At 66.4% G+C, this 23,498-nt stretch carries 21 protein-coding genes and 1 tRNA gene; 11 read left to right on the forward strand and 11 right to left on the reverse strand.

Going from position 1 to position 23,498, the window contains the following annotated elements; translation table 11 throughout:
* Window positions 1-18 precede the first annotated feature (18 nt).
* The 8 genes from ureC to urtA form a co-directional block, all read right to left on the reverse strand.
* Window positions 19-1,731, reverse strand: coding sequence for an urease subunit alpha (gene ureC, locus FBQ73_RS07535; RefSeq protein ID WP_138398847.1), 1,713 nt, complete (start codon window positions 1,729-1,731; stop codon window positions 19-21).
* A gap of 93 nt (window positions 1,732-1,824) precedes the next feature.
* Window positions 1,825-2,445: an urease subunit gamma gene (locus FBQ73_RS07540; protein ID WP_138398848.1), complete on the reverse strand. Its 621-nt coding sequence runs from the start codon at window positions 2,443-2,445 to the stop codon at window positions 1,825-1,827.
* 22 nt (window positions 2,446-2,467) lie between these two features.
* On the reverse strand, window positions 2,468-3,370 hold the full coding sequence (locus FBQ73_RS07545; RefSeq protein ID WP_392567225.1) for an urease accessory protein UreD: 903 nt from the start codon (window positions 3,368-3,370) through the stop codon (window positions 2,468-2,470).
* Window positions 3,339-4,034: an urea ABC transporter ATP-binding subunit UrtE gene (gene urtE, locus FBQ73_RS07550; RefSeq protein WP_138398849.1), complete on the reverse strand. Its 696-nt coding sequence runs from the start codon at window positions 4,032-4,034 to the stop codon at window positions 3,339-3,341. Before urtE ends, FBQ73_RS07545 begins: the two co-directional genes overlap by 32 nt.
* Before the next feature lie 4 nt (window positions 4,035-4,038).
* The gene (gene urtD, locus FBQ73_RS07555; protein WP_138399033.1) at window positions 4,039-4,785 is read right to left on the reverse strand and encodes an urea ABC transporter ATP-binding protein UrtD; all 747 of its coding nucleotides are present in this window, start codon (window positions 4,783-4,785) and stop codon (window positions 4,039-4,041) included.
* Between the two features lie 116 nt (window positions 4,786-4,901).
* Window positions 4,902-5,978: an urea ABC transporter permease subunit UrtC gene (urtC, locus tag FBQ73_RS07560; RefSeq protein ID WP_138399034.1), complete on the reverse strand. Its 1,077-nt coding sequence runs from the start codon at window positions 5,976-5,978 to the stop codon at window positions 4,902-4,904.
* A 47-nt stretch (window positions 5,979-6,025) separates the two neighbouring features.
* Window positions 6,026-7,663: an urea ABC transporter permease subunit UrtB gene (gene urtB, locus FBQ73_RS07565; protein WP_138398850.1), complete on the reverse strand. Its 1,638-nt coding sequence runs from the start codon at window positions 7,661-7,663 to the stop codon at window positions 6,026-6,028.
* A 212-nt stretch (window positions 7,664-7,875) separates the two neighbouring features.
* Complete coding sequence (gene urtA / locus FBQ73_RS07570; RefSeq protein WP_246089623.1) at window positions 7,876-9,108, reverse strand: urea ABC transporter substrate-binding protein; 1,233 nt, start codon at window positions 9,106-9,108, stop codon at window positions 7,876-7,878.
* Between the two features lie 796 nt (window positions 9,109-9,904).
* Here urtA and FBQ73_RS07580 point away from each other — a divergent pair.
* Window positions 9,905-10,516, forward strand: coding sequence for a carbonic anhydrase (locus FBQ73_RS07580; protein ID WP_138398853.1), 612 nt, complete (start codon window positions 9,905-9,907; stop codon window positions 10,514-10,516).
* A gap of 127 nt (window positions 10,517-10,643) precedes the next feature.
* Entirely contained in the window at window positions 10,644-12,008 is a 1,365-nt protein-coding gene (gene mgtE, locus FBQ73_RS07585; RefSeq protein WP_138398854.1) for a magnesium transporter, read from the forward strand.
* A 9-nt stretch (window positions 12,009-12,017) separates the two neighbouring features.
* On the opposite strand, the gene FBQ73_RS07590 is transcribed toward mgtE, so the two are convergent.
* A complete protein-coding gene (locus FBQ73_RS07590; protein ID WP_138398855.1) occupies window positions 12,018-12,290 on the reverse strand; it encodes a hypothetical protein in 273 nt (90 codons plus the stop codon).
* Between the two features lie 345 nt (window positions 12,291-12,635).
* Between FBQ73_RS07590 and FBQ73_RS07595 the strand changes: the two genes are divergently transcribed.
* Both FBQ73_RS07595 and FBQ73_RS07600 read left to right on the forward strand, forming a co-directional pair.
* Window positions 12,636-13,994, forward strand: coding sequence for an HdeD family acid-resistance protein (locus FBQ73_RS07595; protein ID WP_138398856.1), 1,359 nt, complete (start codon window positions 12,636-12,638; stop codon window positions 13,992-13,994).
* On the forward strand, window positions 13,991-15,172 hold the full coding sequence (locus tag FBQ73_RS07600) for an MFS transporter (protein WP_210236692.1): 1,182 nt from the start codon (window positions 13,991-13,993) through the stop codon (window positions 15,170-15,172). The genes FBQ73_RS07595 and FBQ73_RS07600 overlap by 4 nt, the downstream gene beginning before the upstream one ends.
* Before the next feature lie 347 nt (window positions 15,173-15,519).
* Here FBQ73_RS07600 and FBQ73_RS07605 read toward each other — a convergent pair.
* Window positions 15,520-15,596: transfer RNA gene (locus FBQ73_RS07605), tRNA-Pro, on the reverse strand.
* Between the two features lie 170 nt (window positions 15,597-15,766).
* On the opposite strand from FBQ73_RS07605, the gene fabI reads away from it, so the two are divergent.
* The 4 genes from fabI (at window position 15,767) to FBQ73_RS07625 (ending at window position 18,704) form a co-directional block, all read left to right on the forward strand.
* Entirely contained in the window at window positions 15,767-16,594 is an 828-nt protein-coding gene (gene fabI / locus FBQ73_RS07610; protein WP_138398857.1) for an enoyl-ACP reductase FabI, read from the forward strand.
* A gap of 44 nt (window positions 16,595-16,638) precedes the next feature.
* On the forward strand, window positions 16,639-17,145 hold the full coding sequence (locus FBQ73_RS07615; RefSeq protein ID WP_138398858.1) for a hypothetical protein: 507 nt from the start codon (window positions 16,639-16,641) through the stop codon (window positions 17,143-17,145).
* 58 nt (window positions 17,146-17,203) lie between these two features.
* Window positions 17,204-17,806, forward strand: a complete 603-nt coding sequence (locus FBQ73_RS07620; protein ID WP_138398859.1) for a histidine phosphatase family protein — start codon at window positions 17,204-17,206, stop codon at window positions 17,804-17,806.
* 145 nt (window positions 17,807-17,951) lie between these two features.
* A complete protein-coding gene (locus FBQ73_RS07625; protein WP_138398860.1) occupies window positions 17,952-18,704 on the forward strand; it encodes a hypothetical protein in 753 nt (250 codons plus the stop codon).
* Window positions 18,705-18,760: 56 nt separating this feature from the next.
* Here the strand turns inward: FBQ73_RS07625 and FBQ73_RS07630 are convergent, their stop codons facing one another.
* Window positions 18,761-20,077, reverse strand: coding sequence for a hemolysin family protein (locus FBQ73_RS07630; protein WP_138398861.1), 1,317 nt, complete (start codon window positions 20,075-20,077; stop codon window positions 18,761-18,763).
* A gap of 233 nt (window positions 20,078-20,310) precedes the next feature.
* Here FBQ73_RS07630 and aroC point away from each other — a divergent pair, with 233 nt between their 5' ends.
* The 3 genes from aroC to ribB all read left to right on the forward strand — a co-directional run bounded on the left by aroC (window position 20,311) and on the right by ribB (window position 23,454).
* Window positions 20,311-21,423, forward strand: coding sequence for a chorismate synthase (aroC, locus tag FBQ73_RS07635; protein WP_138398862.1), 1,113 nt, complete (start codon window positions 20,311-20,313; stop codon window positions 21,421-21,423).
* Window positions 21,424-21,547: 124 nt separating this feature from the next.
* Window positions 21,548-21,937, forward strand: a complete 390-nt coding sequence (locus FBQ73_RS07640; protein WP_138398863.1) for a PRC-barrel domain-containing protein — start codon at window positions 21,548-21,550, stop codon at window positions 21,935-21,937.
* 203 nt (window positions 21,938-22,140) lie between these two features.
* On the forward strand, window positions 22,141-23,454 hold the full coding sequence (gene ribB / locus FBQ73_RS07645) for a 3,4-dihydroxy-2-butanone-4-phosphate synthase (RefSeq protein ID WP_138398864.1): 1,314 nt from the start codon (window positions 22,141-22,143) through the stop codon (window positions 23,452-23,454).
* The last annotated feature ends 44 nt before the right edge of the window (window positions 23,455-23,498 follow it).

Below are 23,498 nucleotides of genomic sequence, written 5' to 3' on the forward strand. Positions count from 1 at the left end.
AATTCTTTCTCGCTCCCCTCAGAACAGGAAATAGCGCTGGGCCATGGGCAGCACCTCTGCCGGCTCGCAGACCAACAACTCGCCGTCCGCGCGCACATCGTAGGTTTCCGGGTCCACCTCGATCACCGGGGTGGCGTCATTGTTGATCATGCTCTTCTTGGAGATGCCGGAGCGCGTGTTCTCCACCGCCACCAGTTCCTTCTGGATGCCGAGGCGGGAGGCGAGCCCGTCCTCGATGGCCGATTTCGAGACGAAGGTGAGCGAGGTGTGGGTCAGCGCCCGCCCATAGGCGCCGAACATGGGCCGGTAATGCACCGGCTGCGGGGTGGGGATGGAGGCGTTGGGATCGCCCATCTGCGCCATGGCGATCGCCCCGCCCTTGATGACGAGGTCCGGCTTCACGCCGAAGAAGGCCGGCGTCCACAGCACGAGGTCGGCGAGCTTGCCGGCCTCCACCGAGCCGATATGGCGCGACATGCCGTGGGCGATGGCGGGATTGATGGTGTATTTGGCGATGTAGCGCCGGGCGCGCAGATTGTCGCTGTCGCGCTCGCCGGGCAGCTTGCCGCGCTGGCGCTTCATCTTGTCCGCCGTCTGCCAGGTGCGGATGATCACCTCGCCCACCCGGCCCATGGCCTGACTGTCCGAGCTCATCATGGAGAGCGCGCCGAGGTCGTGGAGGATGTCCTCCGCCGCGATGGTCTCCTTGCGGATGCGGCTCTCGGCGAAGGCGAGGTCCTCGGCGATCTCGGGGTCGAGATGGTGGCACACCATGAGCATGTCGAGATGCTCGTCGATGGTGTTGCGGGTGTAGGGCCGGGTCGGATTGGTGGAGGAGGGCAGCACGTTCGCCAGCCCCGCCACCTTGATGATGTCCGGCGCATGCCCGCCGCCCGCCCCTTCGGTGTGGAAGGCATGGATGGTGCGGCCCTTGAAGGCGGCGATGGTGTCCTCCACGAAACCGCTCTCGTTGAGCGTGTCGGTGTGGATCATCACCTGTACGTCGAGGGCGTCCGCCACCGAGAGGCAGCAATCGATGGCCGAGGGCGTGGTGCCCCAGTCCTCGTGGAGCTTCAGGGCGCAGGCGCCGGCCAGCACCATCTCTTCCAGCGCGGCGGGGAGCGAGGCGTTGCCCTTGCCGGCGAAGGCGAGGTTCATGGGGAAGCTGTCCGCCGCCTCGATCATGCGGGCGATGTGCCACGGCCCCGGCGTGCAGGTGGTGGCGAAGGTGCCGGTGGCCGGCCCGGTGCCGCCGCCCAGCATGGTGGTGACGCCGGAGGCCAGCGCCTCCTCGATCTGCTGCGGGCAGATGAAATGGATGTGGCTGTCGAAGCCGCCGGCGGTGAGGATCTTGCCCTCCCCCGCGATCACCTCGGTTCCGGGGCCGATGATGATGTCCACCCCGTCCTGCACATCCGGATTGCCGGCCTTGCCGAGGCGCACGATGCGGCCGTTCTTGAGGCCAACATCGGCTTTCACCACGCCCCAGTGGTCCAGCACCACCGCATTGGTGATGACGGTGTCCACGGCGCCGTCGGCGTTGGCCACCTGCGACTGGCCCATGCCGTCGCGGATGACCTTGCCGCCGCCGAACTTCACCTCCTCGCCATGGATGGTGAAATCCTTCTCGATCTCGATGAACAGCTGCGTATCGGCAAGCCGCACCTTGTCGCCCACGGTGGGGCCGAACATGTGGGCATAGGCGGCGCGGGGCATCTTGGAAGAGGACATGGGGCAATCGCCTTCAGGAATTCAAACCGGCAGAAACGGGCGGGCGGAAACGAGCGAGCGGAGCCGGAAGGGGGCGCTCACACCTTCACGCTCTCACAACTTGCCCTGCACCGCGCCACGGAAGCCGAACACCTCGCGCTTGCCGCCGAACGGCACCAGCGTCACTTCCCGTGAGGCGCCCGGCTCGAAGCGCACCGCGGTGCCGGGGGCGATGTCGAGGCGCATGCCGCGCGCCTGTTCCCGCTCGAAGGCCAGCGCCGGGTTGGTCTCGTAGAAATGATAGTGGCTGCCCACCTGGATCGGCCGGTCGCCGGTGTTGGACACCGTGAGGCGCACCCGCTCGGCGCCTTCGTTAAAGTGGATGTCGCCTTCCTGGGGCACCAGCTCGCCGGGTACCGTCTCGGAAGGCGCGCCGCGAATGGGGTGGTGCACGGTGACGAGCTTGGTGCCATCCGGGAAGGTGGCCTCCACCTGGATGTCATGGATCATCTCGGAGATGCCGTCCATCACCTGCTCGGTGGTGATGACGCGGGCGCCCAGCTCCATCAGCTCGGCCACGGTCTTGCCGTCGCGGGCGCCCTCCACCACGAAATCGGTGATGAGGGCGACAGCTTCCGGATGGTTCAGCTTCACGCCCCGGGCGAGGCGCTTGCGGGCCACCTCGGCGGCCATGGCGATGAAGAGCTTGTCCTTCTCGCGCGGCGTCAGCAGCACGGCAATCTCCTTGAAGCGAACGTCAGGTGGCCCACACGCGGGGCAGCGGGGCTTGTCTGAAGGCCATGAGAAACGAGGTCGCATCCCGACGCAACGTTTCGATGTCGGGGGCGAGCAGGCGCACGCACAGAAGCCCGTTCCACGCGCTGGCGCCGGCCTCGCAGCGGGCGCCTTCGAGCAGCGCGCGGGCCTCCTCCAGCCGGTTTTCGGCGTCGGGCCCCACATAAAGCAGCGTCGCCAGTGCCCGATTCCCGCCGGCCACCGCCGGCCGGGCGAGGAGCGCGCCCACCGGGCCGGAAAGGCGCAGGGCATCGGCGAAGACGAGGGCGCCGTCGCGCCGCACCCGCCAGTGATCCTCCAGATGCCCCTCCCCCATGGCGTCACCGTGGGCAAGGCGGCCCAGCATCAGCGCCTCGAAGGAGAGGAAGGAGGCCGTGCCGTAGAGGTCGATCTCATAGCGGCGCCTGAGGCGGGCGCGGTCGAAGAGAATGGTTTCCTGCGGCAGCCAGTCGAGCCGCGCGCCGGCCTCCGCGACAAGCCGCACCTGGATATCGGCGCACGGCCCGTCCGAGCGATAGACCTTCTCGGCGGCGGGGGTCGCCACCGTCAGATGGGCGCCCGGCCCCGCCTTGGCCTCGATGGCAAAGACATCGCCGCAGGCGACCCCGCCGGCGGTGTTGACGATGACGGCTTCCAGCCCCGGCCCGCCCCGTGGCAGGCGCGCGCGCAAGGCGCCGATTTCGGCCAGGTCGGTCAGGCGCGTCACGCCACCGAACGCGGATGCGGCAATCCGCACACGCCCTTCACTGCGCTGGCGCAGCGCGCGCTCTCGCGAAGAAGCGATGGACGGACCCGGCAGGCCGGCGCCCCCGGCGGCAGCATCCACCTCGCGATCAGATCGCCATGAGGCGGCGGACGTCGTCACCATCGAGCCCGCTCCTGTCCCCGCTCGCCACCACCTCGCCGCGATCCATCAGGATGAAGCTGTCGGCGAGGTCGCGGGCGAACTCGAAATACTGCTCCACCAGTACGATGGCCATATCGCCCTTGTCCCGCAGGTAGGAGATCGCGCGGCCGATATCCTTGATAATTGAGGGCTGGATGCCCTCGGTGGGCTCGTCCAGCACCAGCAGGCGCGGACGCGTCACCAGCGCGCGGCCGATGGCGAGTTGCTGCTGCTGGCCGCCGGAGAGGTCGCCGCCGCGCCGGCGCAGCATAGAATTGAGCACCGGGAACAGCTCGAACACCTCGTCCGGCACGTATTTGTCCTTGCGGGCAAGGCGAGCGAATCCGGTTTCCAGATTCTCCTTCACCGAGAGCAGCGGGAACACCTCGCGCCCCTGCGGCACGAAGCCGATGCCGAGCCCGGCGCGGTCCGGCGTCGGCATCCGCGAAATCTCCTTGCCGTCCAGCGTGATGGAGCCGCCGGCGATGGGCCGCTGGCCGACGATGGCGCGCAGCAGCGAGGTCTTGCCCACGCCATTGCGGCCGAGCACGCAGGTGACCTTGCCCGCATGGGCCTCCACCGACACCTTTTTGAGGGTGTGGGCTGCGCCGTAATACAGGTCGAGGTTCTCAACCTTCAGCATCCCCTCACCTCCCCAAATACACTTCGATGACCCGCTCGTCGGCGCTCACCTGGTCGAGCGGGCCTTCGGCGAGAACCGAACCTTCGTGCAGCACGGTGACCTTCACGTCGAGGTCGCGCACGAACTGCATGTCGTGCTCCACCACCACCACCGATCGCGTCTTGGCGATCTCGCGCAGCAGCACCGCGGTGTCCGCCGTCTCCTGGTCGGTCATGCCGGCGGCGGGCTCGTCCACCAGCAGCAGGCGCGGCTCCTGCGCCAGCAGCATGCCGATCTCCAGCCACTGCTTCTGCCCGTGGGAGAGATCGCCGGCGCGGCGGAAGCGGGCGTCCTTCAGGCGCACCCGCTCCAGCAATTCGTCGATGCGCTCGCGCTCGTGTGGCGTGCGGCGCCAATAGATGTTGGAGAAAGGCCGCCGGTCCTCCTTCAAAGCGAGGAGGATGTTGTCCTCCACCGAATGCATGTCGAACACGGTGGGCGTCTGGAACTTGCGGCCGATGCCGAGCTGGGCGATGGCGGCCTCGTCCAGGCTGGTGAGGTCGTGGGTGCCGGCGAAATAGGCGACGCCCTGGTTGGGGCGGGTCTTGCCGGTGATCACGTCCATCATGGTGGTCTTGCCGGCGCCGTTGGGGCCGATGATAGCCCGCATCTCGGCTTCCTCGATGACGAGGGAGAGCGCGTTCAGCGCGCGGAAGCCGTCGAAGGAGACGGTGATGTTGTCGAGATAGAGCAGCGCCGGCGTCATGGACATCCGGTTGGCGCCGGGGCGGTCCTGCGCGATCTCGCGCATCTCCGCCTCCAGCGCCAGGGCGCCGTGGGACTTCACCACATAGGGTTCGGAGGACTGGGCTTCAAAGCTCATGGCGCTCACTCCGCCGGCTCGGGGGTGGGCGTCGCGGCGGGCCGCCGCGCCTTCCAGCGTTCGGAAATGCTGGAGGCCAGGCCCAGCACGCCCCGGGGCAGGAACAGGGTGACCAGCACGAACAGCGCGCCGAGGGCGAACAGCCAGGCCTCCGGCAGCACGCCGGTGAACCAGGTCTTGCCCGCATTGACGATGACGGCGCCCAGCGCCGCCCCCACCAGCGTGCCGCGACCGCCCACGGCCACCCAGATCACCATCTCGATGGACTGGGCCGGGGCGAACTCGGACGGGTTGATGATGCCCACCTGCGGCACATAGAGCGCACCGGCGACCCCCGCCAGCATGGCCGAGAGCACCCAGGCGAGGAGCTTGTAGTTCTGCACCCGGTATCCGAGGAATCGGGTGCGGCTCTCCGCGTCGCGCACTGCCACCAGCACCTTGCCATACTTGGAGGTGACCAGCGCCCGGCAGATCAGATAGCCCAGGGCCAGCGCCACCGCCGAGGCCACGAACAAGGTCAGCCGGGTCGACGGTGCCGAGATGGGAAAGCCCAGGATGTCCTTGAAATCGGTGAGGCCGTTATTGCCGCCGAAGCCCATGTCATTGCGGAAGAAGGCGAGCATGAGCGCGAACGTCATGGCCTGGGTGATGATCGACAGGTAAACGCCCGTGACCCGCGAGCGGAAGGCGAACCAGCCGAACACGAAGGCCAGCGCCCCCGGCACCACCACCACCATGAGCATGGCGAAGGGGAACATGTCGAAGCCATGCCAGAACCACGGCAGTTCCTTGTAGTTCAGGAACACCATGAAATCGGGCAAAACCGGATTGCCGTAGACGCCGCGCGGGCCGATCTGGCGCATGAGGTACATGCCCATGGCGTAGCCGCCCAGCGCGAAGAAGGCGCCGTGGCCCAGCGAGAGCACGCCGCAATAGCCCCATACCAGATCCACCGCCACGGCGAGCAGCGCATAGGTGAGGTACTTGCCGAGCAGCGGGATCATGTAATCCGGCACATGCAGCGGATGGCCGGCCGGGAGCAGCAGGTTGGAGGCGGGGACCAGCACGGCCACCGCCAGCATGACGAGAAGGAAGATGCCGCCGGTGCGGTCGATGATGCCGGACTGTTTCACGATTCCACCGCCCGGCCCTTGAGCGCGAACAGGCCGCGCGGGCGCTTCTGGATGAACAGGATGATGAAGACGAGCAGCAGGATCTTGCCCAGCACCGCGCCGGCGAAGGGCTCCAGCAGCTTGTTGGCGATGCCGAGGGTGAAGGCGCCCACCAGCGTGCCCCAGAGGTTCCCCACCCCGCCGAACACCACCACCATGAAGCTGTCGATGATGTAGCCCTGGCCGAGGTTGGGGCTCACATTGTCGATCTGCGACAGCGCCACGCCGGCGATGCCGGCGATGCCGGAGCCGAGGCCGAAGGTGAGCGCGTCGATGCGCCCGGTACGAATGCCCATGGCCGCCGCCATGCGCCGGTTCTGGGTCACCGCGCGCACATAGAGGCCGAGGGGCGTGCGCTTCAGCACCAGGAGCAGCGCGAAGAACACCAGCAGGGCGAAGACGATGATCCACAGGCGGTTGTAGGTGATGGAGAGCTGCCCCACCTGGAACGCGCCCGACATCCAGGATGGCGCCCCCACCTCCTGGTTGGTGGGGCCGAACACGGAGCGCACCGCCTGCTGGAGGATCAGCGAGACACCCCAGGTGGCGAGCAGGGTTTCCAGCGGCCGGCCATAGAGGAAGCGGATGACCGTGCGCTCGATGAGGATGCCCACGAGGCCGGTGAACAGGAAGGCCAGCGGCAGTGCGATGGCCAGCGACCAGTCGAACAGGCCGGGCGCCGAATGGCGGATGAAGTCCTGCACCACGAAGGTGGTGTAGGCGCCCAGCATCACCATCTCGCCGTGGGCCATGTTGATGACGCCCATGACGCCGAAGGTGATGGCGAGCCCGATGGCCGCCAACAGCAGCACCGAGCCCAGCGAAAGGCCGTACCAGACATTCTGCGCCACGGCCCAGAACTTGAGGTTCTGCTCCACCTTGGCGATGCCGGCCTCGGCCGCCGCCTTCAGGCTGGCGGGGGCATCCGCCGGTAGGCTGCGCAGCAGGCTGATGGCCTCCTGGTCGCCGCGGGCGATGATCTTCTGGATGGCGAGGAGCCGCACCGCCTCCGGCACTTCCGCCTTGCCGACGAGGATGGCGGCGCGGGCCTGCTCCAGCGCTTCCTTGACGCTTCCCACCGTCTCCTTGGCGATGGCGGCTTCCACCGTCGCCAGCGCTGCGGCATCGCGCGACTTGAAGACGGCGGCGGCCGCCTCGGAGCGGCGCACGGGATCGGGATTGAGCAGCGAGAGCGCGCCAGAGGCCGCATCGACGGCGCGGCGCACCCGGTTGTTGGCGCGCACCACGGAGAGGTTCGCGGGCGGATTGGCGACTGCTGCGCCGGTAGCCGCGTCGACAACGCCTGCGGGCGTGCGAATGAAGACCGCCTTGGTGGCCGGGTCGAACATCAGCCGGCCGGCGCCCAGCGCCTCCACCACGGCTGCGGCCTGGGCGCTGCCGGTCGCCGAAAGCTCGACCAGCGCGTCCGTCGTATCCGAATAGCTGTCGTTCGCGAATTTCGCGACGATGGCCGAAATATCAGCTTGTCCCTGGGCGTGCGCGGCGCCGGCGGGGAGGAGGACGGCCAGAAGAAGCGCGAGAAGGGGAAGCGCGAGGATCCGCGCGAGGGCCGGCGGAACGGGAAGGCGCATCATGAAGGTATCCGCTCCAGCGCAGCCGGGCGGTGCCGGCAGCTCGCGACGGGAAGAGCGAGGCTCCCCCTCCCCGTTGCCGGGGAGAGGGAGGAGCGCCCCTTGCGGGACGGTACGAGAGCGTTCGAGATCAAAAAGTCTTCAAAAATCCACGCCCGCCAAATCCACACCCCCAGGGAGGCGAAGCTCACGCGGATGCGCTCAGGCGGGTGCGGTCACTTGGCCGCCGAGAGGCAGACGTTCTTGACGGTGTCGAAATTGCCGCAGTTCAGCTTCACCCAATCGGCCACCAGGCTCTTGGAGCCTTCGAGGTAGCGCGACCAGGCTTCGCCGGGGATGAGGTCCTTGGTCTTCCACACCACGTCGAACTGGCCGTTGCCCTCGATCTCGCCGATGAAGACCGGCTTGGTGATGTGGTGGTTGGGGAGCATCTCGGAGACGCCGCCGGTGAGGTTGGCCTGCTTGATGCCCGGCAGCGCGGCGATGACCTTGTCCTGATCGGTCGTGCCGGCCTTTTCCACCGCCTTCACCCACATGTTGAAGCCGATATAGTGGGCCTCCATGGGGTCATTGGTGACGCGCTTGGGATCCTTGGTGTAGGCGTGCCACTTGGCGATGAAGTCCTTGTTCTCCGGCGTGTCGATGGACATGAAGTAGTTCCATGCCGCGAGGTGACCGGCGAGCGGCTTGGTGTCAATGCCGGCCAGCTCTTCCTCACCCACCGAGAAGGCGACGACCGGAATGTCCTTGGCGCTGATGCCCTGGTTGGACAGCTCCTTGTAGAACGGCACGTTGGCGTCACCATTGATGGTGGAGACCACCGCCGTCTTCTTGCCGGCCGAACCGAACTTCTTGATGTCGGACACGATCGTCTGCCAATCGGAATGGCCGAACGGCGTGTAGTTGATCATGATGTCCTCGGCCTTCACGCCGCGGGACTTCAGGTAGGCTTCCAGGATCTTGTTGGTGGTGCGGGGATAGACATAGTCGGTGCCCGCGAGCACCCAGCGCTCCACCTTCTCCTCGTTGGCGAGGTAGTCCACCGCAGGAATGGCCTGCTGGTTCGGGGCGGCACCGGTATAGAAGACGTTGCGCTCGCTCTCCTCGCCCTCATACTGCACGGGGTAGAAGAGGATATTGTTGAGTTCCTTGAACACCGGCAGCACCGACTTGCGGCTGACCGATGTCCAGCAGCCGAACACGGCGGCGACCTTGTCCTTGGTGATCAGCTCGCGCGCCTTTTCGGCGAACAGCGGCCAGTTGGAAGCAGGATCTACCACCACGGCCTCGAGCTTCTTGCCCAGCACGCCGCCCTTCTTGTTCTGCTCCTCGATGAGCATGAGCATGGCGTCCTTCAGCGTTGTCTCGCTGATGGCCATCGTGCCCGACAACGAATGCAGGATGCCGACCTTGATGGTCTCCTGCGCCTTGGCAACGCCCATCCCCATCGTGCCCACGATGGCGGCGGCTGCGGCCAGCGCCCCAAAACCCTTGGTCGCCTGTCCCAGCAAACCGAGCATGCGCTCTCTCCCCTGTTGCGACGGCCCATCGGGCCTGCCGGAGAGGACGACAGCAAGGCGCGTGCCAAGGCTTGCTGGAGGCCCCGCTTCCGGGCACCCGGAGGCGCAAGCGCAACCGAAGCCGACGGGGAAGGCGCAGGGTCGGGCCATATGGATATGAATTAGGCACGAATTGATTAACGTGCCGCTGAAATTTTAGGCGAAAATGGTATCAACATCCAGAGCGAGGCACTGCGCTGTCCCGTGCGGCGCCGCACACCACGCACTTCTGCGACGCGGCATCGCACACAATCCATTTGGATTGCCTATTTTTAAAGCAGACTACTGTATAGCGGTCGCGATCAAGCCCGGTCGCGTGGGTGCCGTTACCTCGTGAAATCGTCTTCTCCTGGCTCGCATCACACGCCTCAGAGAAAGTTGAACAGATAAAGCAGGATGATTACGAAAACCGGAACCCCCATGAGCCAAAGCAGAATCCCGCGCATGATCTTTCCCCGTTGTTGAAATTGACTTCGCATATAAGCAACGTGCGTTCGGCACATCGGGTTCCACGGATAACCTGTGCCGGACGAAATGGGGTTGGGTGGAACGATCATGCGCCCGGGTACGGGGCTCTTGCCGCTTCGACCACACCTCCGGCCTGAGGGCAGGCAATTTGGCGGGCTTGACTCGGCCGTCGCGCTCGGACTTCCGTGCCCTGTTGGATGGAACGGGAGAGCGGCGCGTGGATGATCTGATCTCGGGCTACAGGAGATTCCGTGAGGTCGCATGGCCGGAGCGCAAGCAGCTCTTCGAGCGGCTCGCGGCGCGGGGCCAGAAGCCGGAGACCCTGGTGATTGCCTGCTCGGACAGTCGCGTTGACCCCCAGATGATCTTCGATGCCGGGCCCGGCCAGATGTTCGTGGTCCGCAACGTGGCCAATCTGGTGCCGCCCTATCTGCCCGACGCCAATTATCACGGCACGTCAGCGGCCATCGAGTTCGCCGTGCGCGTGCTCAAGGTGCAGGACGTGATCGTAATGGGCCACGCCCAGTGCGGCGGCGTCCACGCCCTACTGGAGGGCGCACCGCCCGGCGCCGAGGACTTCGTGGCCGGCTGGATGAAGATCGCCGAGCCCGCCCGCCTCATGGCCGAGGATTCCGGCATTCCCCGCGACCAGCGGCAGCGCTTCTGCGAGCAATGCTGTGTCAAGCTCTCCTTGGCGAACCTTGCCGGCTTTCCGTGGGTCGCGGAGCGAATCAGCGCCGGGGACCTGAAGTTGCACGGTGCCTATTTCGGCGTCGCGACGGGCCGGCTGGAAATGCTCGACGACGACGGCACGTTCAAGGCCGTCTGACCCGCCACCAGCGGGCATTCGTGCAACACCTGTGTGTCATTTCGCTGAAGAACAGGTTCGCTACGTGGGTTACGGACCCGGTCAAGGCGAACGCCACCGGAACCGCAGCTGGGGCGGAGAGGCACGTATGAACATCGTCGCGACGCAAGATCTGGACAGGGCGACCATTGCCGCCCGCCTCGGCCACGAACACGTAGCGGACATCGTCGAGTTCCTGAACGGCAAGACCGCCGAGGAAGCCACCGAGCTGGTGGCCCACATGCCCCTGCAATGGGCGGTGGAGGTGCTCGACCAGCCCCAGTTCCAGGACGCCTGCGAGGTCATCGAGGCCCTTCCCCAGGACAAGGCGCTCGCTCTGCTCGAAGGCATGTCGGCCGACCGCGCCTCCGACGTGCTGCGCTGGATCGAGGAGCCGGCCAAGAGCCGCCTTCGGGAAGCCCTGACGCCGGAAACCCGCAACGGCATCGACCACCTGCTCACCTACCCCGACGGCTCCGCCGGCGCGCTCATGACCACCGAGGTGGTCAGCGTGCCCTCGAACTGGACCGTGGGGCAGACCCTCGCCCACATCCGCGAGGTGGAGCACAGCCGTGAGACCGTCTACGCCATCTATGTCCTGACCCCGGACACCAGGCGCCTCGTCAACACCGTCTCCCTGCGCCGCCTGATCTTCGGCGAGCCGGACGCCCCCATCGGATCGGTGGCAAATCCCTACGCGCCCATCACCGTGCCTCCCACCATGTCGCAGGAAGAGGTGGCGCGGATCATCTCCAAATATGACTTCCTCGCCGTGCCGGTAGTGGATTCCACCGGTCATGTGCTCGGCATCGTCACGGTGGACGACGTGATTGACGCCATGATCGAGGAGCAGACCGAGGACGTGCAGCGCATGGGCGGCATGGAGGCCATCGACAAGCCCTATCTCGACATCTCCTTCTTCGAGATGATCAAGAAGCGCGGCGGCTGGCTGTGCGTGCTGTTCCTGTCGGAGATGCTCACCACCAGCGCCATGCAGGTCTATGCGGACGAACTGGAAAAGGCCATCGTGCTGGCCCTGTTCATTCCGTTGGTCATGAGCTCGGGCGGCAATTCCGGTTCCCAGGCCACCTCCCTCATCATCCGCGCGCTGGCCCTGCACGAGGTGCGGCTGAGAGACTGGTGGCGCGTCGCGCTGCGTGAATTCCCCACCGGCGTCACGCTCGGCGCCATCCTCGGCGTCATCGGCATCGTGCGCATCGTCCTTTGGCAGAAGGTCGGCATTTTCGACTATGGCGAGCACTGGTCGCTGCTGGCCATCACCATCGGCGCCGCGCTCGTGGGCATCGTCACGTTCGGCTCCATGGCCGGCTCTCTGCTGCCGTTCGCGCTGAAGCGACTGGGCTTCGATCCGGCCTCGGCCTCCGCGCCGTTCATCGCCACCCTGGTGGATGTGACCGGCATCGTCATCTACTTCTCCGTCGCGTGGCTGTTCCTGCACGGCACCATTCTGTGACGAACCCGATCAGTTGCGGCGCAGGAACCGCATGAGCGCGCCGTAGCCGTCTGCCTCGGCCTGGTCCTGAGCCTGTTCCTCTGGCTGCGGGGCGGGCGCCTCATCCGCGTCCGCCGCCGCATCGGCCAGGTCCGCAGCGGTCACCTCGAACCCGCGCGAGGCGAGGAAACCCACCGCATCCGCCGGACTGGAAAAGCCGCCGACCGCGTCGGCCAGAACCGCGCTCAGTGCCGTGTTGCCCGACGCATCCGCCTTCAAGCGTTCCATGTGGGGATTGGTCATCTCGAACCTCCGTGTCGGTGGAATCTCGAAGGCCAACCGCAAAGAGACCGCCAATGTTCCAAAAGGCGATGGCTCGCCCGTCCCTGAAGACAGCCCCTTGCCGCCGCCGCTCGACTGGTCCCTTGTGCCGCCAGGACGTCCGGCACTGAGCCCCGGGACCTCTTGCATCGGCAGGGCCGACGGTCCCATGCTGGCGACTTGACGTTAGGTGCGATCGGTCTGGAGGGGAGCTGGCCCGCTTTCGTCCCGACCAGGAAGCGCCTTTTATCTCCAGACGAGAGGAGTGACCGCCTAGGCTGAAGTCGCCTTGGGATAAGTCCTCTCCAGAGTGAAGCCCATTCCTTCATGGTCCAGCTTGCGTTCATCCTGGTGGGGGCCCGTGCCCTGCGCGACCGCTGGTGGGTGCTTCTGGTGCTCGCCCTCGCCTTCATCGGCGTCGCCGGCCTGATTCTCTTGGACGCCATGGACGGCACAATGTCCGTGGCGACCCAGGTCTTCGGCGGTGTTTTCGTACTGGAGGGGCTGCTCAGCCTGCTCGCCGTCTTCGCCCTGCATGGCGTCCAAAGCTGGACGCTGGCGCTCGTGCGCGCCTTCGCCCTCGTCTTCGTGGGCGTCTTCATCCTGGATTATCCAGCGCGCAACGGCATGGCGCTGTCGCTGCTGTTCGGCGCCGCCTTCCTCATCGACGGCGTGGCGCGCATCGCCACCGCCCTGGTGGTGCGCTTCCGCCTGTGGCGGGCGACAGTGGCGGTGGGCGTCGTTGAGATCATTCTGGCGGCGATCATCGCCAGCCACTGGCCGTTTTCCCACGAGATCAAAGTGCCGTTGTGCATCGCCCTGCTGCTGCTCATGTCCGGCTGGATCCTGATGCGCGCCAGCCTGATGCTCCGCGCCCATCCCGCCGAGGTGGCGATCCTCGCCCTGCCACTGTTCGGCGGGCGCAACTGGTACGACAACGCCCCGGTGATCGTGGACGAGAGCGGCCCGCTGCCGCCTTCCGAAGGTCCAATGACCGTGCATGTCTGGACGCCGGTCGGCTCGGCGGACGTGTCCGCGCACCGGCCCCTCATCGACCGCTACATCGCCGCCGTGGACCGCGCCGGCGCCATCTCCACCGGCCATGCGGCGCTGGAACTGAAGCCGGATCTCTATATCAGCCACTATCCGGCCGACGAGATCGAGCACCCGCCGGAGGAGTTCGCCCGCATCCTGCGCGCCACAGCAGAGAACGATGTGAAGGGCCGCTTCCAGCCCTCCTACGCCTACGAATCGGCGAGCTGGTGCGAGGCGGACGCGCGAGTGGAATTCACCCACTTCAATGCCCGGCGCCTGCGTGCGTTCTGGGCCGGATACCGGCAGGACGACACCTATAACCTCACCAACCGCAACTGCTCCGTGGTGGTGGCGGCGGCCCTCGATTCCGCGCTCGAAGGCGTGCTCGCCTCGCGTATGCCCTGGCTCAGGGTCGCCACGCTGCTGGCCAATCCGGACGTGTGGGCGGGCGCCTATATCCGCTCCCGCGCCGAGGCCATGAGCTGGACCCCAGGTCTGGTACTCGACTACGCCAACACCTTGAAGCGCATCATCGAGCCCGCCCCACCGCCATTCGCCGCGCGGCTGAGGGATTTCGTTAAGCGCGTGGGCCACCATCATCCCGCCCCGGGCGCCACCGCCTCCACGCGGCCAAGCACGAGCGAACCATGAGCGAGCAGGCCGCCCAAACCACTCCTGTGGAAGCCCCCCCAGCCGAAGGCTCGGCCAGCGTGCTCGCCCGTGGCGCGGTCATCGCCACCGCTATGGTGTTCGGCCTCACCTATTCGCTCACGGCGCCACTGATCGCCTTCGACCTCGCGGCCCGCGGGCTCAGCGAGGGTATCATCGGCGCCAACGCGGCCATGCACGCGGTGGGCGTGCTGATCACTGCCGTGGCGCTGCCCCGACTGGTGGCAACGCTGGGGCCGCGCAAGCTCATCTTCCTCTCCATCGCCATTTCGGCGGCGGCGCTTGTCGCCTTCCCGCTACTGCCCATGCTGGCGGCGTGGTTCGTGCTGCGCCTGTTCCTCGGCATGGCGGCGGAAGCCCTGTTCGTGACCTCAGAGACCTGGATCAATGCCCTCTCCACCGAGGGCACGCGCGCCCGCTCCATGGCGGCCTATACAGCGGCGCTCTCGGTGGGGCTGGCCCTGGGGCCCATCATCCTCTCGCTGGTGGGCACGGCCGGGGCGCTGCCTTACGTGGTGGGGGCAGGAATCGCGCTCCTTGCCGCACTGTTCGTCGCCTCGCCGCGCGTCGTCGCGCCCCATTTCGACGAGCCGACGGTGGGCAATCCCGTGCGCTTCGTGCGCCTCGCGCCGCTGGCCTTGAGCGCGACGCTGCTGAACGCCGCCATCGAAACGGCGGGGCTCTCCTTCCTTGCGCTCTATGCCGTGAGCCTGGGCTGGGGCGAGGAACACGCCACCCGCCTCATGTCGGTGATGATGATCGGTGCCATCGTGCTCCAGCTGCCCATCGGCTGGCTGGGCGACAAGATGGACCGGCGCCACCTCGTGATTGCGCTGGCGGCGCTTTCGGCCGCAGGGGCGGCAGTGTGGCCGCTCGCCCTTGGCAGCACGGTGGCCACCTATGCCCTGCTGTTCGCGTGGGGCGGCGCCTTCGTGGGCATCTACACCATCATGATCACGCTGGTGGGAAGCCGCTTCAAGGGCGGCGATCTGGTGGGCATCTATGCGGTGTCGGGCCTGTTCTGGGGGCTGGGCGCGCTGGTGGGGCCGCTGGGTGCCGGCTTTGCCATGCAAGTCCACCCCCACGGCCTCGCCATCTTCGCAACGCTGGCCTGCGCCGGCTTCGCCCTTGCCGCCTGGCGGCTGAAGGGGACGACCTGAGAGCAATCCCAACCTGAGATATATTGCGGCGCGTCCGGCAAAGCGGGGCAAGAGGATTCCCCTGCCCATCGAAAACCGGGGATGGCGCCGCGCGCCAGGCGCGATTCGTTTCGTCACGGACCAAAGGGGCGTCGCTTCGAGCGGCACCGATCCAGATCCCGCAAGTTCGATTCGCGCGCGTGGATTCGCGCCCGTTCGCCGGAAGCCCGAACCACGACGCACCCGCACAATGGGCAAGCCTCGACGCTGAGGCGCAATGTCTGCGCGCTTTCCAGCGTTTCAGGGCAGCAAGAAGATGACGTGGGTTGAAGGATGGTGGAACCTGAGTTCCAAGCCAATCGATCAGCTGGTCGGAGTGGCAGGATTTGAACCTGCGACCCCCACGTCCCGAACGTGGTGCGCTACCAGACTGCGCTACACTCCGATCCAGAGGCGCTGCGTATAGCGCCCCCTATTGCGCGATGCAAGAGGCACAGTGCACCCACCTCGCTTGAACGGTGGATGGCCCCATGCCATAGGAAGCGCGCCCCATGGAGCGTGCCTTTGGCCGCGCCGTAGGGCATCAATGGCTTGAAAGCATGTGGAGTTGGGTCAATGGCGACGGACGGTTTCGCGAGCGGTCTTCTGAAGGGCAAGCGCGGGCTGATTCTCGGTGTCGCCAATAATCGATCCATCGCCTACGGCATCGCCAAGTCCGCCCGCGCCCACGGCGCCGAGCTGGCCCTCACCTATCAGGGCGAGGCGCTGAAGAAGCGGGTGGAGCCGCTGGCGGCCGAGCTGGGCGGCCATCTGGTCGGCCATTGCGACGTGACCGAGCCGGAAACCCTGGACGCCGTCTTCGCCGAGACCGAGCGGCTGTTCGGCACGCTGGATTTCGTGGTCCACTGCATCGCCTTCTCCAACAAGGACGAGCTGGACGGCCGCTATGTGGACACCTCGGCCGACAATTTCACCAAGACCATGTTCATCTCCTGCTACTCCTTCACCGCCGTGGCGCAGCGGGCGGAGAAGCTGATGACCAATGGCGGCTCCCTGCTCACCCTCACCTATTACGGTGCGGAAAAGTGGATGCCGCACTACAACGTCATGGGCGTGGCCAAGGCGGCGCTGGAGGCGAGCGTGCGGTACCTCGCCGCCGACCTCGGCCCCAAGGCCATTCGCGTCAACGCCATCTCCGCCGGCCCTATCAAGACGCTGGCCGCCTCGGGAATCGGTGATTTCCGCTACATCCTCAAGTGGAACGAGTTGAACTCCCCGCTGCGCCGCACCGTCACCACCGACGAGGTGGGCGACACCGGCGTCTATCTCGTGTCCGATTTGTCGCGGGGTGTGACCGGCGAAGTGCACCATGTGGACGCCGGATATCATATCGTCGGCATGAAGCACCCTGACGCCCCCGACCTTGCCCTCGTCCGCGACTGAGTCCGTAAACCCGCCGCGCTCGCGCGCGCCATCAGGAGACCCCCATGCCGGCGATCGTCCTTCGCGCCGCCCTGTCCGCCCTGGCGGTTTCGGCTGGTCTTGTGGCCTTCTCCGGCGAGGGTTTTGCGCAGAGTCCGCCGACCCTTCAGGAGTATCCGCTGCGGGACCGCATCTTCGGCCCCGGCGGCGCGGTGTTCCCCGATTATGTGACGCCCAACGAATATGGCACCGCCTACCTCATCGGTGGGTCGGGCACGCGCAGCGCCCTGTTCGCGGCCGGCACGGCAGATTTCAACTGCCAGCAGACCCAGGTGCCCACCATCCGGGTGCTGTCGGCCCCGCCGGGCGGGCAGGTGTTCATCCGCTACGGCAGCTTCACCGCGCGAGCCATCGACGGCGGCGCCACCACGCTCTGCCTCGGCCGGCAGGCCAAGGGGCTGGTGGTCAGTTTCAAGGGCAAGGCGGCACCAGGATCGCAGATCACCCTCAGGGTGACCTATCCGCCGCGCGGTGTCTGGTATGACCACGTCATTCCGGTTCCAGCGCGGTGATCACCTCCAGGACGGCGCTTCGGCCCCTCGGGTCTGGCCGCGCGCCGGTGCGACTGCCATGACGACTTCCACCCCCACCTCACGACGGCTTTTCCTGGTGCGCCACGGCGAGACCGACTGGAACGTCGTCGGGCGGCTACAAGGTCGGCGCGACGTGCCGCTGAACGCACTGGGCCGCATCCAGGCCGGGCGGGTCGGCCGGGTTCTCCCCCAGCTCGCAGGCGACCCCAAGGCGTTGGCCTACCTGTCGAGCCCCCTGTCGCGGGCGGTGGAAACCATGCGCATCCTGCGCACCAGCCTGGACCTGCCGGCCAGCGAGTTCCCCACCGACCCACGCCTCGCCGAAATCTCCTTCGGCCAGTGGGAAGGCCAGACCTGGCCCGAACTGCGCCGTCGCGACCAGCTCAACGTGCGCAAGCGCGACCTCGACCCGTGGAACTTCACCCCACCCGGCGGCGAAAACTACGGCGACCTGTGCGACCGGGTGAGCGCGGCCTGTGCCGAGCTTGAGGACGATGCGGTCATCGTCACCCATGGCGGCGTCATCCGGGCGCTCCTGCACGTGAAGGCCGGTATGCCGGCGAGCGAGGCTGCCGTCCTGCCCGTGCGCCAGGGCGCGGTCTATGTAGTGACCCCCGGCGGCTTCAAGGTGGCGGACTAAGGGTCCCCGCACACGTCCGGCGGCACCGGCTCCGTTGGCATTTTTCTTGCTGTGTCAAACCGGTACGCCCGGCGGCGTTGTCGTGAACGCGACGCTACCGCCTTTCCTTGATGCCTTTTGACCCGAGCCCCCGGGGGACCCTTTCATGACCGACATGGCCGAACTGCAAAAGCGGAAGATGCCGCTCAACCTCGCCATCGTGCACGTGGACCCCGACGCCTTCATCGCCAACTACATGGGCTGGCTCGAAATCACCAAGTTCATCACCGACCTGCGCGCGGGCGAGACCACTGTTCCGGCCGACGGCAAAACGCCAGCGTTGACCCCCGCCCAGCTCGCCAATGGCGGCGTGCACAATGTGGCCAATGACGCGGTCTTCGCCTTCTGCATGACCGCAGCGCTGAAAGGCGACAAAGCCGCGGTGGACAAGGTGGAAGCCGCCCTCATCGACATGATGGGCAAGGAATATCCCGGCAATTTCGCGCTCTGGCACTTCCGCACCCAGATCGACACGCCGATCACGCTGGAGGACTTCGTCGGTCAGGCCGGCAAGAAGATGCTGCTTGGCGACATCCCGCCGCCGCCGCTGCGTGCCAAGGAGAACTGGAGCGCTGGCTTGCGGTTTTTCGAGAAGGCGCGCAAGTCCAACTTCGTGCACGAGATCATGTATCCGCTGGCGCTCTGGCATCGCGCCAAGTGGAACGAGACGCTGGAGAAGGGCATCGCCTTCCTCAAGCACATCGAGGACACGGTGCCGGTGCTGCGCGAAACCCTTGAGGAGAAGCGCAACGACCAGCCCTTCATCGCCAACATCCTGCTGAAGAATGCCTTCGGCGTGGATATGGAGCTGACCGAGGAATACGAGGGTTTCCTGCGCTCCCTCGCCCGACGCGACTGAGGCCGCCTTGCCCTGCCCTCGCCCCAAGCGGGCGGGGGTGGTCTGGGAGAAGATCGTCAGGCCTCCCCGGCGACCTTCTGCCGGTGGAGGATGTGGGGACGGGACACGATCAGCTTGTCGATGCGACGGCCGTCCATGTCCACGATCTCGAAACGCCACCCCAGCGCGGTGAAGACCGCGCCTTCCTGCGGCAGCTCCTTGATGTGCGACAGAGCGAAGCCCGCCACCGTGTGGTAGCCCTCATCCACCGGGAAGCCCACGTCGAGCAGGTCCCTGAGTTCGTCGATGGGCGTTTCGCCAGCCACCAGATAGCTGCCGTCCTGCCGCTCCACCACGTTGCGGGCCTCGTTATATTCGGGCGCGTCCACCGAACCGGTGATGGCGAGGAGCAGGTCGTAGCCGGTGACGACGCCGGCCATGTCGCCATACTCGTCCACCACGATGCCCATGGGCACCTCGGCCCCGCGCAGGATGCGCATGGCTTCCAGCGCCCCCACGTTCTCCACGATAAACGGCACCTGCTGCACGAACTGGCGCGGATCCGGCCGCTCACCCTTCAGGTAGGCGTCGAGCACCCGCTTGGCCTGGATGACGCCAATGGTCTCCTCCGGCGAGCCTTCGCACGCGGGCAGGCGCGAATGGGGGGTGTGGAGGAGCACCTGGCGCACCTCTTCCGCATCCTTGGAGATGTCCACCCATTCCACGTCGGGACGCGGCGTCATGATGGCGGTCACCGGCCGGTCGGCAAGGCGCATCACGCCGGCGATCATGCGCCGCTCGGCGGGATCGATGACACCGGCGGTCTCGGCCTCGGTGATGATGGCGCGGATTTCCTCGTCGGTGACCGCGCTGGAGCTGGCGCCCCGTTCACCCAGCAGCCGCAGCGCCAGCCGCGTCGACTTGTCGAGCAGCCACACCGCCGGCAGCGACACCTTGGAGAGGGTGATCATCAGCGGCGCGAGGATGCAGGCCAGTGGCTCGGGATTCTGCAGGGCCAGCCGCTTGGGGATGAGTTCGCCGATCACCAGCGACACATAGGTGATGGCCGCCACCACCACTGTATAGCCGATGGGCTGGGCAAAGCTGTCCGGCATGCCGGAGTCGCGCAGGAAGCTGCTGAAGGTTTCACCCAGGCTGGCGCCGGAAAAGGCGCCGGCGAGAATGCCGATGAGGGTGATGCCGATCTGGACCGTGGAGAGAAAACGACCGGGATCTTCGCCCAGCCTCAGCGCGGCAGTCGCCCCGCGACGGCCCCGATCGGCCATGGTCTTCAGCCGCGCCGGGCGCGACGAGACGATGGACAATTCCGCTGCGGCGAGAACGGCATTGAGCAACACCAGGAAAAGGACGATCAGGATTTCGAGCAAAGGCATGGCGGGGTAGAAAATTCTCCGTCGGCGCTCCTCATAGCACATCTGCGCATGCCTGTGTGACAGGCGGGCCACATTTGACGCCACGATTTCGCAAAACCGATTGTCCCGGCGCCGCAAGGCAGGTTCCGCGCTGACCTTGGGCCGGACGTTGGACGCCTTGATTCGAGACTTGAGTTTCCTCTCGCGTGATCCTCGTTTATTGAGCCGGGACGAGTGAGGGGTTTTGTCGCGTCATGTCGTTCAACACGTTCGGGCATCTGTTTCGGGTCACCACCTTCGGCGAGAGCCACGGGGCCGCCATTGGCTGCGTGGTGGATGGCTGCCCGCCGAACCTGAGATTCACCCTTGAAGACGTGCAGGCCGCGCTCGATCGACGGCGGCCCGGCCAGTCGCGATTCACCACGCAGCGCCGCGAGCCGGACCAGGTGAAGGTGCTGTCCGGCACGCTGGAGCATCCCGAAGGCGGCCTCGTCACCACCGGCACGCCCATCGCGCTGCTCATCGAGAACGTGGACCAACGGTCCAAGGATTATGCCGACATCGCCGGCGCCTACCGGCCGGGGCATGCGGATTTCACCTACGACATCAAGTACGGCATCCGCGACCATCGCGGCGGCGGGCGGTCCTCGGCGCGGGAGACCGCGACGCGGGTCGCCGCCGGCGCCATCGCCGCCAAGGTGCTGCCCGGCGTCACCGTGCGCGGGGCCGTGGTGCGCATCGGCGAGATCGAGGTCGACCGCAGCCGCTGGGATTGGAACGAGGTCCCCAACAACCCCTTCTTCTGCCCTGACCCGAAGACGGTTCCGCTCTGGGAAGAGTATCTGGATGCAGTGCGCAAGGCCGGCTCCTCCATCGGCGCGGTGGTGGAGCTGGTGGCGGAAGGCGTTCCGGCGGGCCTCGGCGCCCCGCTCTACGGCAAGCTCGACGCGGACTTGGCCAGCGCCCTTTTGGGCATCAACGCGGCCAAGGGGGTGGAGATCGGCGAGGGCTTCAACGCCGCCCGCCTCACCGGCGAGGAGAATGCCGACGAGATGCGCCTCGGCAACGAGGGCCGGCCGCAGTTCCTCTCCAACCATGCGGGCGGCATCTTGGGCGGCATCGCCACCGGGGCGCCCATCGTGGCCCGGTTCGCGCTGAAGCCCACCTCCTCCATCCTCACGCCCCGGCAGACCGTGGACCGCGCCGGCCAGGAGACGGAGATCTTCACCAAGGGCCGGCACGACCCCTGCGTCGGCATCCGCGCGGTGCCGGTGGGCGAAGCCATGATGTGGTGCGTGCTGGCCGATCATTTCCTGCGCCATCGTGGGCAGGTGGGCGAAAACGTCGCCTGGCCGCTCAAGGGATGAAACTGCGTTTGCGCTGAAGCTCGACTGTATAGCTTGGCTGGAGAACAGTATTTTCAGGTCGCTGGAACGGGGTGGGCGCACCTGCGTTAGGTAAGCATACGTCTTCTTTTCGGAGGTCACACCTATGCATACCGGCGTGCAGAACCCCAACATCAAGGAAACCCCCAGCCTCGTCGCCAGCGACATGGTGGTCGGCACCGCTGTCTACGATCCGCAGGACGAGAAAATTGGTTCGGTCGAGCGCCTGATCCTGGAGAAGACCAGCGGACGGGTGTCCTACGCCGTGCTGAGCTTCGGCGGCTTCCTCGGCATTGGCGAAGATTACTATCCCGTGCCGTGGCAGATGCTGACCTATGACGAAGCCGTCGGCGGCTTCCGCGTCAACATCTCCCGCGACCAGATCGAGAACGCGCCCAAATACAATCCGTCCGACGAATACGACTGGAGTTCGGACAACGGGAAACGGGTGTCGGACTATTATGGCGTGCCGCCGTTCGGCGCGACCGCCATGTGATCTGGGTTCATGTGATCTGGGTTCATGTGATCTGGATCCAACCCGCGCAACGGAAAGGCTGCCTGCCCGGCAGCCTTTCTACCGTTCATGCGGCTCCCAGTGGATGCCCAACGGCATGGTGCCTGGACTTCGACAACATTCAGCGCCCGTGAACGATTCAAAATTTTCATTGTCACTGAATTTTCCCGCGCTATGCTGTCGGCATGAAGCTCGCGGAATGGCTTTCAGCGACCGGAACGAAGCGTAGCGCCTTTGCGAAGCAGGTGGGCATGTCGCCCGCCAGCGTCACGGCTCTGTGCAACGATGACCGCGCCTGGATATCCCGTGAGACCGCCGAGAAGATCGCGCAGGCTACGGGACACGAGGTCACGCCCAACGATTTCCTCGGGCTTCCCGCGCCCAGTATCCGAGGTTTACCCGTGACCGATAACACCCAGGCCCGCGTCCAGTCCGCCATCGAAGCGTTCGCGCGCGGAGAGATCGTGGTCGTCACGGACGACGACGATCGGGAGAACGAAGGCGACCTTATCCTCGCCGCCTCCCTCGCCACGCCGGAGAAGATGGCTTTCGTCATCCGCAACACCTCCGGCATCGTCTGCACGCCCCTGCCCCCGTCCGAGGCCAAGCGGCTGCGGCTCGATCCCATGGTGTCGAACAACGATGCCCCCATGGGCACCGCCTTCACCATCTCCATCGACGTGAAGCACGGCACCACCACCGGCATCTCGGCGGAAGAGCGCACCAACACCGTGCGGGCGCTGGCCAATCCCAACATGGGCGCAGCCGACTTCGTGCGGCCCGGCCACGTCTTTCCGCTCATCGCCAAGGAAGGCGGCGTGCTCATGCGCTCTGGCCACACCGAGGCGGCGGTGGACCTGTGCCGGCTTGCCGGCGTGCCGCCGGTGGGCGTCATCGCCGAGCTGGTGAACGACGACGGCACCGTGCAGCGCGGCCCGCAGGTCACCGCCTTTTCCGAGAAGCACGGCCTCACCCGCATCTCGGTGGCGGACCTCATCTCCTACCGCCAGGCCCGCGAGAAGCTGGTGACGCGCGCGGCGGAATTCCCCGTGCCCACCTGCGTCGGCGAGTTGCAGGGCTTTTCCTACGTCACGCCGTTTGATCCCGTGAACCATCTGGCTCTGGTCAAGGGCCGCATCGGCGACGGCGAGAAGGTGCTGGTGCGCCTGCACCGCGCCGATCCCATCGCCGACGCCTTCGGGGGCGGCAAGACCATCCAGCGCGCGCTGGAGCGCATCGAGGCGGAAGGCCGCGGCGTGCTGGTCTATCTGCGCGATGGTACCGCCGGCGTGCCGGCCATCGCCATGGGCCATGGCGGGGAAAAGTCCTCCAGCGAGATCGAGCGCGACCGCCACTGGCGCGAGGTCGGCCTCGGCGCCCAGATCCTGCGTGACCTCGGCATCGTCTCGATTCGCCTCCTGGCCTCCAAATCCCGCACCTATGTGGGCCTCGCCGGCTTCGGCATCGAGATCGTGGACACCGAGTCCCTCGACGCCTGAGGCTGACGCCCCTCGCCCCTGAGCGAATTTTGTGCACCGCAGGG

Source organism: Xanthobacter autotrophicus, from assembly GCF_005871085.1.
GTDB lineage: Bacteria > Pseudomonadota > Alphaproteobacteria > Rhizobiales > Xanthobacteraceae > Xanthobacter > Xanthobacter autotrophicus.

Excerpts from the sequence above, each read along its gene's own strand:
- urtC (WP_138399034.1), bottom strand. The coding sequence starts at position 5,978 with ATGCTGGCGGTGGCCGTGCTGGTCCCCGCCTCCAACCTGCTGCTCCCG.
- FBQ73_RS07625 (WP_138398860.1), top strand. The coding sequence starts at position 17,952 with ATGACCGACATGGCCGAACTGCAAAAGCGGAAGATGCCGCTCAACCTC.
- ureC (WP_138398847.1), bottom strand. The coding sequence starts at position 1,731 with ATGTCCTCTTCCAAGATGCCCCGCGCCGCCTATGCCCACATGTTCGGC.
- FBQ73_RS07640 (WP_138398863.1), top strand. The coding sequence starts at position 21,548 with ATGCATACCGGCGTGCAGAACCCCAACATCAAGGAAACCCCCAGCCTC.
- mgtE (WP_138398854.1), top strand. The coding sequence starts at position 10,644 with ATGAACATCGTCGCGACGCAAGATCTGGACAGGGCGACCATTGCCGCC.
- ribB (WP_138398864.1), top strand. The coding sequence starts at position 22,141 with ATGAAGCTCGCGGAATGGCTTTCAGCGACCGGAACGAAGCGTAGCGCC.
- FBQ73_RS07620 (WP_138398859.1), top strand. The coding sequence starts at position 17,204 with ATGACGACTTCCACCCCCACCTCACGACGGCTTTTCCTGGTGCGCCAC.
- FBQ73_RS07595 (WP_138398856.1), top strand. The coding sequence starts at position 12,636 with ATGGTCCAGCTTGCGTTCATCCTGGTGGGGGCCCGTGCCCTGCGCGAC.
- urtB (WP_138398850.1), bottom strand. The coding sequence starts at position 7,663 with ATGATGCGCCTTCCCGTTCCGCCGGCCCTCGCGCGGATCCTCGCGCTT.
- urtA (WP_246089623.1), bottom strand. The coding sequence starts at position 9,108 with ATGGGGATGGGCGTTGCCAAGGCGCAGGAGACCATCAAGGTCGGCATC.
- urtD (WP_138399033.1), bottom strand. The coding sequence starts at position 4,785 with ATGTCCATGACGCCGGCGCTGCTCTATCTCGACAACATCACCGTCTCC.
- FBQ73_RS07590 (WP_138398855.1), bottom strand. The coding sequence starts at position 12,290 with ATGACCAATCCCCACATGGAACGCTTGAAGGCGGATGCGTCGGGCAAC.
- FBQ73_RS07600 (WP_210236692.1), top strand. The coding sequence starts at position 13,991 with ATGAGCGAGCAGGCCGCCCAAACCACTCCTGTGGAAGCCCCCCCAGCC.
- aroC (WP_138398862.1), top strand. The coding sequence starts at position 20,311 with ATGTCGTTCAACACGTTCGGGCATCTGTTTCGGGTCACCACCTTCGGC.
- fabI (WP_138398857.1), top strand. The coding sequence starts at position 15,767 with ATGGCGACGGACGGTTTCGCGAGCGGTCTTCTGAAGGGCAAGCGCGGG.
- FBQ73_RS07630 (WP_138398861.1), bottom strand. The coding sequence starts at position 20,077 with ATGCCTTTGCTCGAAATCCTGATCGTCCTTTTCCTGGTGTTGCTCAAT.
- FBQ73_RS07615 (WP_138398858.1), top strand. The coding sequence starts at position 16,639 with ATGCCGGCGATCGTCCTTCGCGCCGCCCTGTCCGCCCTGGCGGTTTCG.
- urtE (WP_138398849.1), bottom strand. The coding sequence starts at position 4,034 with ATGCTGAAGGTTGAGAACCTCGACCTGTATTACGGCGCAGCCCACACC.